This is a genomic window from Algoriphagus sp. SE2 (assembly GCF_039563885.1).
Lineage (GTDB): Bacteria > Bacteroidota > Bacteroidia > Cytophagales > Cyclobacteriaceae > Algoriphagus.
This window is the reverse complement of record NZ_JBCLWJ010000009.1, coordinates 39,300-53,101: the sequence shown is the minus strand read 5'-3', so window position 1 is coordinate 53,101 and position 13,802 is coordinate 39,300. Positions and strand designations below refer to the sequence as shown.

Genomic DNA, 13,802 nt, shown 5'->3' with positions numbered 1-13,802 from the left:
AATTGTCTATGCAAACGATTGACTACAAAGAATTTGATAAAATTGAGCTTAGAGTTGGAACCATAATACGTTCAGAGTTTTTTGAAGAAGCTCATAAACCTGCATATAAAATTTGGATAGATCTTGGACAAGAAATCGGGGTGAAAAAATCTTCGGCCCAAATTACTGTACATTACACTATTGAAAATTTAATCGGTAGACAAGTGATTTGTGTTTGCAATTTGAAGCCAAGACAAATAGCTAATTTCATTTCAGAGGTTTTGATTACTGGGTTTTTAGCAAAAGAGGGAGGTATAATTTTAGCAGGAGTCGATAAAAATGTTCCAAATGGCTCAAAACTACATTAAGGAAGAGTGATTTCTAATCCCATCTCTGTTAAAGTTGCAGGGTAAATTTCGAGATTTGGACAAGAGCCAGCCCTTACATATCCAAATTCCAAATCAAATCTATATTCATGAAGGGGGCAAATTATTTCCCGAGATGAATTTATGTTCCCGTTTATCAAAGAGGCACCTCGATGGGGACATTGAGATTGAAATGAATAAAAGTCTAATCCGATTCTGACAACTGCTATCTTTTTTTCTCCGACCAATACTGTTTTGATGCTTTTTTCTGGAAACATCAATAGGATTCCTTCTTTAGAATTACCAAGAGTGTATTTTTTCATAATTCTTAAATATTTTAATTCATATTAATTTTGAATTAGCTGAAAAATGATTGGTTTTCTGGTAATTCTTACGGAATTTTCAGAATAAGGAAGTTTAAACACAAAAAAATGAAAAGACTTGTATTGCTCCCGCTACTTCTAATTTTTGCTTGGACACAAGCCCAAGACTTAGATGGTGCTTGGAAATTAACACATCAAAATGGAAATGAAATTACGGAAGAGGAGTATGTTAAGATTTATGAAGACAATTATTTTGCTTTTGGAGCTAAAAAGTTAGCTGATAACCATTTTATCGGTGCAGGAGGAGGACCAATTGAATTTAAGGATGGATTTTACTTCGAAACTTTAGATTTTTTCACGCTAGACCCTTCTCAGGTTGGCACCACTAATAAATACAAATTAGACTTAGCAAATGGGAAAATGGTAATTTCCTCTGAAATAAATGGGAGGATGCTAGTAGAAATATGGGAAAAACTTCCAGAAAGAAATGATGCATTGGCTGGAAACTGGGTGATTACTGGCAGGAAAAGAGATGGTAAGATTTCAAGATCTACCCCAGGAGCTCGTAGAACTATCAAAATCCTTGGTGGAGGAAGATTTCAGTGGGTCGCATTTAATTCTGAAACAAAAGAGTTTTCAGGATCGGGTGGGGGAACCTATACCGCTGAAAATGGAAAATATGTGGAAAATATTACTTTCTTCTCAAGAGATGATAGCCGCGTTGGAGCTAGTTTAAGCTTTGATTTTGAAGTAATTGATGGAGAATGGCATCATTCTGGAAAAAGCTCTACAGGAAACCCGATCTATGAAATCTGGACCCCTTATTCTATAGGATACAAACCCGTTCAGGCTCAGCAATAAAAAACACCCCTAAAAAATGTAAGATTCTTTTTTTGGGGGTGTTTTCATTTTCTATTATGCCTCTACTGCATAAAGTTCTTTTAATTTCGAGATCGTATAATCAATTTCTTCAATAGTATTATATCGACTAAAGGAGAATCTAACGGCATCTCTTTCTGGGTTATGATTTAATGCTCTAAGAACATGAGAACCTACGGTAGCTCCAGAGCTACAAGCAGAGCCCCCAGAAGCTGAAATTCCCGCTAAATCTAGATTAAACAGAAGCATTCCTCTGTTTGCTTCGGAGGGGGGGAGACTTACATTTAATACAGTATATAAGCTTTTTTCCAAATCATTTGAGAGTCCATTAAATGCAACGTCTGGAATTGCTTCAGACAAGCTTTTAATAAAATGCTTCTTTAATGAAATCACATGGCTTTGATGACTTTCCATTTCTGAATAGGCAAGTTCAAGTGCTTTTGTTATACCGATGATTCCGATTACATTTTCAGTTCCACCGCGCATATTTCTTTCTTGTGCACCGCCATGGATGAAAGGATGTATTTTCTTGTCCTTCCTTACGTATAAAAAGCCAGAACCTTTTGGTCCATGAAACTTATGACCTCCAGCCACGATTGAATCAACGGGTAAAGATTTAAGGTCATGCACATAATGTCCCGTGGTTTGAACAGTATCGGAATGAAAGAATGCTGAATATTCTTGGCAAAGGTTTCCGATTTTACTAAGGTCGTTTAGATTGCCAATCTCGTTATTAGCGTGCATTAAAGAGACCAAGGAATTAGGATTTTCTTTGAGAAGATCTTCCAAATGATCAAAATCTATTTCCCCTTTATCATTGACATCAAGAATACTGAGCTTGATATGTCCTTTCTTCTCACAAACTTCCAAGGTATGTAACACTGCATGATGTTCCAATGGAGAGGTGATCGCATGTTTGATTCCATGGCTTTCAATCCCACAAACTATTGCAGTGTTGTCTGCCTCCGTCCCCCCAGAGGTGAAAAAAATTTCAGAAGGGGTTGTGTTTAATAATTCAGCTACTTTTTTTCTGGCCCTTTCTATTGCTGTCCGCACTTCTCTACCCTGGCTGTGAACAGAAGATGGGTTCCCATAATGAGATTTCATGAACGGCAACATTGCCTCGATCACTCTATCGTCCATTGCAGTTGTAGCTGCATTATCTAAATATACTTTCATCTTAACTTAAAACGGATTAATAATCTCATTGAGGGTATTTATAGAAGTGATTCACTTACAATTTCTTTAATATCCTGCATGATCTTTTTTGCGAGATGTTCAGCAGTAGCTTCAGATTCAGATTCTGAATAAATACGGATAATAGGTTCAGTATTAGACTTTCTCAAATGTACCCATTCTTTTTCAAACTCTATTTTTACCCCATCGATGTCGTTGATAGGCTGCTTTTTATATTTCTCTTTTATTTCAACAAGTATTATATCAACATCTATTTCTGCTGTGAGTTCTATCTTGTTTTTAGAAATATAATAGTTCGGGTATGTCGCTCTTAATCTGGAAATAGTTTTTCCAAAATTTGCTAAATGAGTAAGGAATAAGCCAATTCCAACCAAAGCATCTCTACCATAATGTGATGTAGGATATATAATACCTCCATTACCTTCTCCGCCTATTACAGCATCTACTGCTTTCATTTGGTGGACCACGTTTACCTCACCTACTGCAGCGGCTGTGTAAGTACCCCCATGTTTTTCCGTAACATCTCTAAGCGCTCTGGTAGAACTTAAGTTAGAGACTGTATTTCCTTTAGTTTTAGATAATACATAATCTGCTACTGCTACTAAGGTATACTCTTCTCCAAAGGCAGAACCATCCTCGTTGATAAATGCAAGTCTATCCACGTCAGGATCAACCACAATGCCAAGGTCAAAACTTCCTTTTTCGAGTTTTTGGGAAATATCTCTTAGGTTTTCAGGAAGTGGCTCAGGATTATGGGGAAAATGACCATCAGGAGTACAATACATTTCTTCAACCTCAGTGACGCCTAATGCTTTGAGAAGCTTTGGTACAGCAATACCTCCTGTTGAATTTACCGCATCTACCACGATTTTAAAATTTCGTGCAGCAATAGCATCTTTATCAACCAATTCCAAATCCAATACATGCTGGATATGACGATCTATGTAATCATCAATTTGAGTATATTCTCCAATCTTTTTTACTTCAGCAAATGTGAAGTCTTCCTTCTCAGCTTTTTCAAGTATATCTTTTCCCTCAGAATCAGAGATGAATTCGCCTTTTGAATTCAAAAGTTTTAATGCATTCCATTGGATAGGGTTATGGCTTGCAGTTAGGATAATACCTCCCCCCGCCTTTTCTAGCGGAACAGCAAATTCGACTGTCGGAGTGGTGCTTAATCCTAAATCCACTACATGGATTCCCATTCCTTGAAGTGTGGCAGAAACTAGTTTGGAGATCATCTCTCCTGAAAGTCTGGCATCTCTTCCAATAATTATTTTGGGGTTTCCGGTATTTTCAAGTACCCAGGCTCCGTATGCAGAAGTGAATTTTACAACATCGACTGGAGTAAGTCCTTCGCCTGCTTTTCCTCCAATTGTCCCTCTTATTCCAGAGATAGATTTTATTAACGACACGTATGGTAATTAATTATGTGAAAAATGTGATTCTCGAATTTTACTAGAGTGTGTATTTATTTGAATTTGGCCAATACTTTATCCACTTCATTATCAGGATTGCCACAGCTACTCGTTGAATCAACGGTTTTGCCACAATAGCTGCAAGTTTCACCATCTTTGTTCAAATAAGGGTTTTGGGAAGCACAAGTGCCTTTAAACTCCCCATTCTTCAAGAAAATCAGCCTAACTGACATCAAAATAAAGAATAGGGCCACAAAACCAAGGGTAAGATATACTGTTGCCATAACGAATAAATTTGCGCAAATTTAAAGCTTTACTTCGAAAACGTCCACAATTTCAGCTTAGTTTCCTTCACTATGTCAAATTTAAGTTCCAGAGCACAGCAATTGGCTTCTTTTGATAGATTATTGACCATCATGGATGAGCTTAGAGCTCAGTGTCCTTGGGATAAAAAGCAAACGACAGAAAGTCTGAGGCATTTGACTATTGAAGAAACATTTGAGCTTTCAGATGCTATTTTGGAAGGTAATCCCGAGGAAATAAAAAAAGAATTGGGAGATATCTTACTTCATATTGTTTTTTATGCGAAAATAGGTTCTGAAAATAATCATTTTGATATCAGTACTTTGATTGATTCTTTATGTGAGAAATTGGTAAGAAGACATCCACATATTTATGGGGATACAAAGGTTGATGATGAGGAAGAAGTAAAACAAAATTGGGAAAAGATTAAGCTTAAGGAAAAAGGAAATACTTCTGTATTGGGGGGAGTTCCAAAATCTCTACCAGCCTTGATTAAGTCAATGAGAATTCAGGAAAAAGCAAGAGGTGTTGGTTTTGATTGGGAAGAGAAGCAACAGGTTTGGGAGAAAGTAGAAGAGGAGATGCAAGAGTTTAAAGAAGAATTTAATGCCTCCTTAGATACAGAAATAAATAAAGAAAAAGCCACTGCTGAATTTGGTGATTTGCTTTTCTCACTGATAAATTATGCTAGATTTATAGATATCAATCCTGAAGAAGCACTGGAAAGGACAAACCTTAAGTTTATCAAGCGGTTTCAGTATTTAGAAGATGCAGCGAGAGAATCTGGTAAAAGCCTTGCAAATATGTCTCTTGCGGAGATGGATATATACTGGAATGAAGCTAAAAAGCAGTAATCTTTTTTTAATGAAAAGTAGAAATAAGCAAAAAGTAAATTTTCTAGTTAAATAAAACTAGGAACTAGTTCCAGAATACCAATTACCAAATATTAGTTAAATAAAATGTCAAATAAAATCATATTTACAAAAGAGGCTCCAGGTCCAATTGGCCCTTATTCTCAGGCAGTTTTAGCAGGGAACACCTTGTATGTTTCCGGTCAGATTGCTTTAGAATCAGAGACTGGTGAACTAATCAATGAGAACATTACAGAGGAGACCCATGCAGTGATGAAAAATTTAGAGGCTGTATTAAGTGCTGCTGATTTTTCGTTTTCAAATGTGGTAAAGTGCACCATATTTATAAAAAGTATGGATGAATTTGGTACAATAAATGAAGCGTATTCAAAATATTTCAAAATAAACCCTCCGGCCCGAGAAACAGTTGAAGTAAGTAAGCTTCCAAAAAATGTAAATGTAGAAATATCCTGTATTGCAGTAAAATAGAAAAATTGAACATTTCTCCCTTCCATAGTGAAACCTTAGTTAGTGCTCTTTCAAAACAAGAAGTACTGGGACACTTGATCCGAGTGACTGCTGAGGTAAATTATTTGGATAAAAGAACTGTTGGCAATAAAAGAATCTTATTCAATGGAATGGTTGGGCAAAAAGGGTTTCAAATTTCAAGAGTGATAGATAGAGGAAATACATTTATTCCTTTGGTTGTTGGACACGTGGAAGAAACACCAAGAGGGAGTATTATATTTTTGAAATACAAGCTATTTCCAGGAGCTAAATTTTTTCTAGCATTTTGGTCTGTTATTCTGGTGGGATTATTTGCTTACTTTTTTGCTATCGCTCAAAACTTTGGTTTTGGAGCGATTTGTTTAGCGCTAGCTCTGATTAATTATGGTATGGCTATCTTTTTTTTTAATAGACAAGTTAAAGCTTCCAGAAAAGTATTTCACAAACTGATCAATTTTCAGTTGAAGGATTAATTTGCCTTGTTAGGGAAAAATGACCAGAAGCCTTAATTTTGGTCAAAATCAATTTCAATAATCCGAAAATATGAGCAAACGTATTGAACATGACACCATGGGGCCTGTAGAGGTGCCTGCTGATAAATATTGGGGAGCCCAAACTCAGCGTTCCATCAACAACTTTAAAATTGGTGGAGAAAAAAATAGAATGCCTATTGAGATTATTAAAGCATTTGCCATTCTCAAAAAAGCAGCAGCTTTTACAAATGCCGAACTTGGGGTTTTAGACAAGGATAAGGCAGTTATTATCGGTGAAGTCTGTGATGAGATTCTTGCAGGGAAATTAGATGACCAATTTCCTTTGGTAGTTTGGCAGACTGGATCGGGCACTCAATCTAATATGAACACAAATGAGGTAATTGCCTACAGAGCTCATGTTTTAATGGGTGGTTCATTAGAAGATTCGAAAAAGAAGATTCATCCAAATGATGATGTAAATAAATCTCAATCATCGAATGATACATTTCCTACAGCAATGCATATTGCTGCTTATAAAATGGTGATGGAAACAACGTTGCCAGGAATCCAAAAACTTAGAGATACACTTCATGAAAAGGCTGAATCTTTCAAAAAAGTCGTAAAAATAGGCCGTACCCATTTTATGGATGCTACACCTTTGACCCTTGGACAGGAATTTAGTGGATATGTAGCTCAATTGGATCATGGAATCAAAGCCATTAAAAACACCTTGTCTCATCTTTCCGAGCTTGCACTTGGAGGTACAGCCGTTGGTACAGGTTTAAATACTCCAAAAGGATACGCAGAGCTTGTAGCTGAAAAGATTGCTGATATTGCGGAGCAGCCTTTCATAACTGCACCAAATAAATTTGAAGCACTAGCTGCTCATGATGCCATGGTGGAAACTCATGGTGCATTAAAACAAGTCGCTGTAAGTTTGATGAAAATAGCAAACGATATTCGAATGCTTTCTTCTGGCCCAAGATCTGGAATTGGTGAAATTTTGATTCCTGAGAATGAACCTGGGTCGTCTATCATGCCTGGAAAAGTAAATCCTACACAAGTGGAGGCTATTACAATGGTGGCTGCCCAGATTATGGGAAATGATGTGGCAATCTCTATTGGTGGGGCAACTGGCCATTTTGAATTAAACGTATTCAAGCCATTGATTGCAGCCAACTTCTTACAATCTGCTAGATTACTCGGAGATGCATGTGTTTCATTCAATGATAACTGTGCAGTGGGAATCAAGCCAAATGATGCAGTAATAAAAAGACATTTAGAGAATTCTCTTATGCTTGTAACGGCACTTAATCCACATATAGGCTATGAGAACGCAGCAGCCATTGCCAAAAAAGCTCATAAAGAAGGAACTAGTTTAAGAGAAGCTGCGATTGCATTAGGCTTACTCACTAGCGAACAGTTTGATGAATGGGTAAAACCAGAAGATATGATCGGAAGTCTAAAATAATAATTGGTTTCCTACCTGACGAAAAAAGTCTGTGAGGATAATTTTAAATTGCATCGGGTACGGACCCGGTGCTATTTTTTTAGTTATTAGTTAACCATTTGAGGTTAAAGGATTGGATTTCCTTATTAATCCATCTGGGAGCTCACCTTCCGTACTTGCAACAATGGTACAGACAGTGGCATCCCCTGTCACATTAACAACAGTTCTAAACATATCCAAAATTCTATCAGGGGCAATAATAAGTGCAATTCCAGCGGCAGGAACTCCAATCGATTCTAAAACGATAATCAGCATGATCAATCCTGCACCCGGAACACCAGCTGAACCTATAGAAGCCAAGGTGGCAGTAAGTACGATCATTAGTTGTTGAGCAAGGCTTAGGTCCATTCCTAAAGCCTGAGCTATGAAAACTGCAGCTACACCTTGGTATAGGCTAGTTCCGTCCATATTGACCGTTGCTCCAAGGGGGAGAACAAAACTTGAAACCTCTTCAGAGACTCCTAACTCTTCCTCCACTTGTTTCATGGTAACAGGCAAAGTTGCTGAACTCGAACTTGTAGAAAAAGCAAGTAGTTGCGCGGGTCGAATGGCTTTAAAAAAATCCAGGTATTTCACTTTTGTAAATGCCATTAAGATCAATGGATAAACAAGCAGGATCATTGTCAAAAGACCTCCAACAACTACCAGACTATATTTCAACAAAGCTAATAAGAGCTCAATCGCTGAATCAGGATTTTCACCGGCAATTTCTACTATTAAAGACGCCATTAAGGCAAAAACACCATATGGTGCGATAAGCATGATATAATTGACAATCTGAATGATTACATCATTCATTCCATCAAAGAATGCGATAACAGGTTCAGCTTTTGATTTTTGAATTTGAAGTAAAGAAATCCCTACAATGATGGCAAAGAAAACAACTTGAAGCATAGCTGCATTATCGGTAGTTGCTTGAAATACATTTTGAGGAACTATATCCACTAAAGGCTGTAAAGGACTCTGTTTCTGTAATTCTGCTGCTTGTCCTACCCTAGAGCCTGCATCCCCTTCATACATGCTCATTAAGTTCTCCCGAGTTTCAATTGGTAGGCTTTTGCCTGGAGCAAAAATATTAACCAGCAACAATCCAATTGATACAGCGATTACTGTTGTAACAAGATAGGTTCCAATTGTCTTTCCGCCGATTCTACTCAGTTTTGATATATCACCTAGATTTGATACCCCTACAATCAATGAGGCTAAGACTAAAGGTACAGCTATCATTTTTAGGGCATTAATGAAAATTGTACCAATAGGCTTGATGTAGTCCAAGGTAAAGGAATTTGGTATTGAGGTTTTAATAACGAGTAATCCAAAACCCAACCCGAGAACCAGGCCTATTATGATTTTTGTGTGTAAAGGTATTTTTTTTAACATCTAGAGTTTCTTTATGCCTTAAAGTTTGTTGCTTTTTGCCAATAATATGTTATCCGCTATGACCAAAGCTGCCATTGCTTCCACAATCGGTACAGCTCTAGGTACTACACAAGGGTCATGACGGCCTTTTCCTGATACCGTGATAGTTTCACCCGCTTCATTCAATGATTCCTGATCTTGCATGATAGTGGCGACCGGCTTGAATGCTACACGAAAATAAATATCCTCGCCATTTGAAATGCCCCCCTGGATACCTCCTGAAAAATTGGTTTTGGTTTTTACTTTGTCTCCTTCTTTTATAAAAGCGTCGTTGTGCTGAGATCCTCTCATGGTTACCCCATCAAAGCCACTTCCGTATTCAAATCCTTTCACAGCATTGATTCCTAACATTGCTTTGCCTAGTTCTGCATGCAGTCGATCAAATACCGGTTCTCCTATACCAACTGGTGTATTCTTAATCACACAAGTAATCACTCCACCAATGGTATCCCGATCCAGTCTCACGGAATCAATCAACTGAATCATTTGATTAGCCAATTCTTGATCCGGGCATCTCACAATATTTTCTTCAGCTAGCCTCAAATTTAAATCTTGGTAGGGCTTTTCTAATTTTAAGTTTCCTACCTGAGAGACAAAAGCCTGAACCGATACTCCGTAATGATCTAATAATTGTTTTGCTATAGCTCCTGCTGCAACTCTAGCTGCAGTTTCTCTAGCACTACTTCTCCCACCACCTCTGTAGTCCCTGATGCCATATTTTTCGAAATAGGTATAATCTGCATGAGAAGGGCGGAATTTATCCGAAATGTGAGAGTAATCTTTACTTTTCTGGTCAGCATTCCTGATTACTATTCCTATAGGTGTACCTGTACTTTTCCCCTCAAAAACTCCAGAAAGTATTTCAATTTCATCTTCTTCCTTTCGCTGCGTAGTGATTTTGGACTGTCCGGGCTTTCTGCGCTGCATTTCTAAACGGATTTTATCCTCATTTATATCTAATCCAGCCGGACATCCTTCTAAAGTTACTCCTAAAGCTATACCATGTGACTCACCAAAGGTGGTGATCTTGAATAGCTTTCCAAATGAATTACCCATTACTTCTTTCTTATGATCAAAACCGCCAACAAAATGACTGCTGCCAACAATAGCAGATTGATTGCCGTGGTAAAATAGTACTTATATTGCTCGTTTAAAAACCGGTTATCTTCCACATCAATTCGATCATAGAGTCCTCCCAGTCTTTGGTTTGATAATGCTTGATTGACTTTACTCTCACCAACCACTTTTACTTTTGCTTGTGGACGAAGTGTGTCATAAACTTCCCTAGTGGGATCGAAATAAATCCATTCAAAGTAGTTAGCCAATTCTATATCACCAGCCTCATTAAAAGTGATATAATAGTTGAATTCTTTTATTCCAGATACACGTCCATATCCTCGGTTTATTTGCTGCCTTACATTAGGCTCGTAGGTATTTAGGTTTGCCACAGATAGTCTTCTTGGAGGCTGTATAGCATTAATATTACCAACACCACTTATACCAAGACTATAATCAAATCCTTGGCCGGTCTCTACCTCAATGTCTTTGATGTTTTCACGTAGCTGATATTCTCCAACACTCACTTCATTTTTCAATGGATGGGGAGGAAGTGGATTGACCTTAATTGTTTTTGCGCTGGAGTAAAAGGTTTTAAAATCCTCTTGCCTGTTTGCACCAAAGAAGGTCGGGTTTTTGGCAACCCGGTATTTAATCATTTCCCAAGAAATCCTTGGGATTTCAATTTCGCCTTCTGAAAATGGATAAAATGTGGCCTCGAATACTTTATATCTTGTCCATCGCTTTCCGTTGATACTAACCTGTTCTGGTTCTATGTTGGTTATATTATAGTTTTCTTCCCAAACATTGCTCGGTTTCACCTTTTTGAGAATCTCATCTAGTTGCCTCCCAGGCTCATAAAATTGGAAAGGAGCTTGATTTGCTTCCGACATATAAAAGGCCAAACTAAGATTAAATCCTTCACCGACATAAACGTCTTCTTTATCAACAGATAAAGAGAAAAATGCATCATCTTCCAATTCAACATACTCTGGTTCCTCTACTGGAGATCTCCCGAAGAAATCAGCAAATGGATCTTGTGCTCTGGAGGGGGAAGAGCTTGCTGGATCACCTACAGTAATGGTTTTTCCAGCTGATGAATATGCATTTCCATTAATCAGTATATCGAAAGAAGGAAGAGTGAATTCACCTTTTCTAGTTGGTTTGTAGTATTGGATGATACTATTTGAACTGCTCATCTGTCCATTTATTAAATTCATGGAAGATGACTGAGAAATTCCTTGTTTCTGAAAACTTGGGATTTCAGGGAACTGATCGTAGGACTTTATTTTGTCGTTAGATAATGTTACTTTAATCGTGAATGTTTCATTCAATCCAATTTCATCAGGACCCAGTTCTATTTGAACAGCCTGGCCATAAGCATTCCCCAAAAATAGTAATGCTGCGAATACCAAAGTTGTTTGAAGGATCGTTTTAATCATGGTTGCGAAATTAGGGAATATTCTATTTTTAGTAACCCTTAATTAACGTAACATCTGAATAAATACTTTCGTACTTTAAATTAATTTCAGTTAATTAACCCTAAACTCTTTAAACTATGATAGAATATGTGAAAACCATTCTGCAAAAAGTAAGCTTCAGTGCCTATTTATTTGAACGAGAACTGAAGAAAGGTTTAAAACTTATTTTACCATCAGAATTTGAGGAATTTAGACAATGGTGCTATGAAATGTTTGGTAAAATTCACCAAAGTACCCTCAATCGTTATTTCCAACCCGTTTAAAATTAGAAAGCCCCGTTCCAATTAAGGTTCGGGGCTTTTTTGGTTGGTGGTAGTTTTTTTAATCTTTAATATTAAAATCAGGATAGGCACTCATCGAATGTTCGTTTATATCCAGACCTTCAGTTTCTTCTTTTTCATCAACTCTAATTCCAATAGTTTTCTTCAGTGTAAAGAAAATCAACCAGCTGAATGCTACACAGAAGGCACCTACTGAAACTACTCCGATCAGCTGAGAAACAAATTGTCCCATTCCGGAAAGATCTCCAAATATTCCGACAGCTAATGTTCCCCAGATTCCACCTACAAGGTGAACAGAAATTGCTCCCACAGGGTCATCCACTTTAATTTTGTCAAAGAAAACAACGGCAAATACAATCAATCCTCCACCGATAAAACCGATAATAGCAGATTCGCCAACTCCCATTTGATCAGCTCCTGCTGTAATTCCAACAAGGCCTGCCAAGATGCCGTTTAGCACCATCGTAATATCATAAGTTTTGAATTTTAAGAAAGAAACAATTAAAGCACCAAACGCACCAGCTGATGCAGCAATACAAGTAGTGACGAAAACCTTAGATACTAACCCAGGGTCTGCACTCAATACGGAACCGCCATTGAATCCAAACCATCCGAACCAAAGTAAAAATACTCCTACTGTAGCCATAGGAATGTTATGTCCAGGAATCGCCTTCATCCCACTTTCAGTATATTTTCCAATCCTAGGACCAAGTAAGTAAGCTCCTATAAGAGCACCCCAGCCACCTACGGAATGTACAATGGTAGAGCCTGCAAAGTCATAAAAAGGAGTCTCAAGAGTATTTAGGAATCCACCACCCCATTTCCACATCCCAACGATGGGGTAGCATATCGCCACATAAAGGATAGAAAAGAAGATAAATGGTCCAAGTTTTACCCGTTCTGCTACTGCACCGGAAACGATGGTGGCAGCAGTAGCGGCAAACATTGCCTGAAAGATAAAATCTGTAAAGAAAGTATATCCTTCATTGTAATTACTGGTATCCCATCCCTCAGGTAGGGGTAATCCAAATCCCGCAAACCCAATGAAAGATCCTGCAAAATCTGCTCCTGGGTACATGAGGTTAAACCCAACAAAGGCATAAGTTAAAAGGCCGATAGCCGGGATAATGGTATTTTTAAAAAGGATGTTTACGGTGTTTTTTGCTCGAGTCAAGCCAGCTTCTAAGCTTGCAAATCCTAAGTGCATGATGAAGACCATTGTTGTTGCCACCATCATCCAAAGGTTATTGATAGTAAATAATTCTTGCATAGGTTTGAGTATTCTTTGGGTGAAAATGAAAGTTAAAGGGCGTTCTCTCCAGTATCTGTATTTCTAATTCGATAAGCATCTAGCACATCGTAAACAAAGATTTTCCCATCGCCTATTTCACCTGTTTTTCCCTCGGTAAGGATACACTTGATTACAGGGTCCACAAGCTCTTCAACGGTAACAATTTCCAACTTCGTTCTTGGGATATAAGCAGGTTCATAGGCAACTCCACGATAAGTCTGCTGGCGTGCATGTTCTAAACCCATTCCCTTCACTTCATAAAAAGTAAGGAACTTAACGCCCAATGCTGCTACACAAGCATGTATTTGGTCAAATCGAGAAGTTCGAATAATCGCCTCTATTTTTTTCATTTTTTACAATAGATTTAGTGGTTTATTGAAATAATGGCATGAAGTTAATAGAAAAATTAAATCAAATTCTATAGCTGATTAAAATAATAACTGGAAAATTCAAAAAAATCAGAATTTTT

General features: G+C 37.6%; 15 protein-coding genes. 6 read left to right on the top strand and 9 right to left on the bottom strand.

Annotation, left to right across the window (positions count from 1 at the left end):
- The first annotated feature begins 8 nt into the window (after positions 1-8).
- Positions 9-347 (top strand): tRNA-binding protein, encoded by a 339-nt coding sequence (locus tag AAGF08_RS12060; protein WP_343511429.1) that lies wholly within the window; start codon positions 9-11, stop codon positions 345-347.
- On the opposite strand, the gene AAGF08_RS12055 is transcribed toward AAGF08_RS12060, so the two are convergent.
- Entirely contained in the window at positions 344-667 is a 324-nt protein-coding gene (locus AAGF08_RS12055) for a Rieske (2Fe-2S) protein (protein ID WP_343511427.1), read from the bottom strand. The genes AAGF08_RS12060 and AAGF08_RS12055 overlap by 4 nt on opposite strands.
- A gap of 108 nt (positions 668-775) precedes the next feature.
- On the opposite strand from AAGF08_RS12055, the gene AAGF08_RS12050 reads away from it, so the two are divergent.
- The gene (locus AAGF08_RS12050; RefSeq protein WP_343511426.1) at positions 776-1,528 is read left to right on the top strand and encodes a hypothetical protein; all 753 of its coding nucleotides are present in this window, start codon (positions 776-778) and stop codon (positions 1,526-1,528) included.
- A gap of 54 nt (positions 1,529-1,582) precedes the next feature.
- On the opposite strand, the gene AAGF08_RS12045 is transcribed toward AAGF08_RS12050, so the two are convergent.
- The 3 genes from AAGF08_RS12045 to AAGF08_RS12035 are packed head-to-tail and all read right to left on the bottom strand — an operon-like array spanning position 1,583 to position 4,445.
- Positions 1,583-2,725 carry a cysteine desulfurase family protein gene (locus AAGF08_RS12045; RefSeq protein WP_343511425.1) on the bottom strand — a complete coding sequence of 381 codons (1,143 nt, stop codon included), beginning with the start codon at positions 2,723-2,725 and terminating at the stop codon, positions 1,583-1,585.
- Between the two features lie 38 nt (positions 2,726-2,763).
- A complete protein-coding gene (gene glmM, locus AAGF08_RS12040; RefSeq protein WP_343511424.1) occupies positions 2,764-4,158 on the bottom strand; it encodes a phosphoglucosamine mutase in 1,395 nt (464 codons plus the stop codon).
- 56 nt (positions 4,159-4,214) lie between these two features.
- On the bottom strand, positions 4,215-4,445 hold the full coding sequence (locus AAGF08_RS12035) for a hypothetical protein (RefSeq protein ID WP_296698292.1): 231 nt from the start codon (positions 4,443-4,445) through the stop codon (positions 4,215-4,217).
- A 72-nt stretch (positions 4,446-4,517) separates the two neighbouring features.
- Here AAGF08_RS12035 and mazG point away from each other — a divergent pair, with 72 nt between their 5' ends.
- From mazG to fumC, 4 genes are all read left to right on the top strand, one after another.
- A complete protein-coding gene (gene mazG / locus AAGF08_RS12030) occupies positions 4,518-5,318 on the top strand; it encodes a nucleoside triphosphate pyrophosphohydrolase (protein WP_343511423.1) in 801 nt (266 codons plus the stop codon).
- 105 nt (positions 5,319-5,423) lie between these two features.
- Positions 5,424-5,804, top strand: coding sequence for a RidA family protein (locus AAGF08_RS12025; protein WP_343511421.1), 381 nt, complete (start codon positions 5,424-5,426; stop codon positions 5,802-5,804).
- Between the two features lie 5 nt (positions 5,805-5,809).
- Positions 5,810-6,295, top strand: a complete 486-nt coding sequence (locus tag AAGF08_RS12020; protein ID WP_343511420.1) for a hypothetical protein — start codon at positions 5,810-5,812, stop codon at positions 6,293-6,295.
- 70 nt (positions 6,296-6,365) lie between these two features.
- Positions 6,366-7,766: a class II fumarate hydratase gene (gene fumC / locus AAGF08_RS12015; RefSeq protein WP_343511418.1), complete on the top strand. Its 1,401-nt coding sequence runs from the start codon at positions 6,366-6,368 to the stop codon at positions 7,764-7,766.
- A gap of 90 nt (positions 7,767-7,856) precedes the next feature.
- Here the strand turns inward: fumC and AAGF08_RS12010 are convergent, their stop codons facing one another.
- The 5 genes from AAGF08_RS12010 to AAGF08_RS11990 form a co-directional block, all read right to left on the bottom strand.
- Complete coding sequence (locus tag AAGF08_RS12010; RefSeq protein WP_343511417.1) at positions 7,857-9,185, bottom strand: dicarboxylate/amino acid:cation symporter; 1,329 nt, start codon at positions 9,183-9,185, stop codon at positions 7,857-7,859.
- 18 nt (positions 9,186-9,203) lie between these two features.
- The gene (aroC, locus tag AAGF08_RS12005) at positions 9,204-10,280 is read right to left on the bottom strand and encodes a chorismate synthase (protein WP_343511416.1); all 1,077 of its coding nucleotides are present in this window, start codon (positions 10,278-10,280) and stop codon (positions 9,204-9,206) included.
- A complete protein-coding gene (locus AAGF08_RS12000; protein WP_343511415.1) occupies positions 10,280-11,722 on the bottom strand; it encodes a BatD family protein in 1,443 nt (480 codons plus the stop codon). The genes aroC and AAGF08_RS12000 overlap by 1 nt, the downstream gene beginning before the upstream one ends.
- A gap of 360 nt (positions 11,723-12,082) precedes the next feature.
- Entirely contained in the window at positions 12,083-13,312 is a 1,230-nt protein-coding gene (locus tag AAGF08_RS11995; RefSeq protein WP_343511414.1) for an ammonium transporter, read from the bottom strand.
- Between the two features lie 32 nt (positions 13,313-13,344).
- Complete coding sequence (locus tag AAGF08_RS11990) at positions 13,345-13,683, bottom strand: P-II family nitrogen regulator (protein ID WP_343511413.1); 339 nt, start codon at positions 13,681-13,683, stop codon at positions 13,345-13,347.
- Positions 13,684-13,802 lie beyond the last annotated feature (119 nt).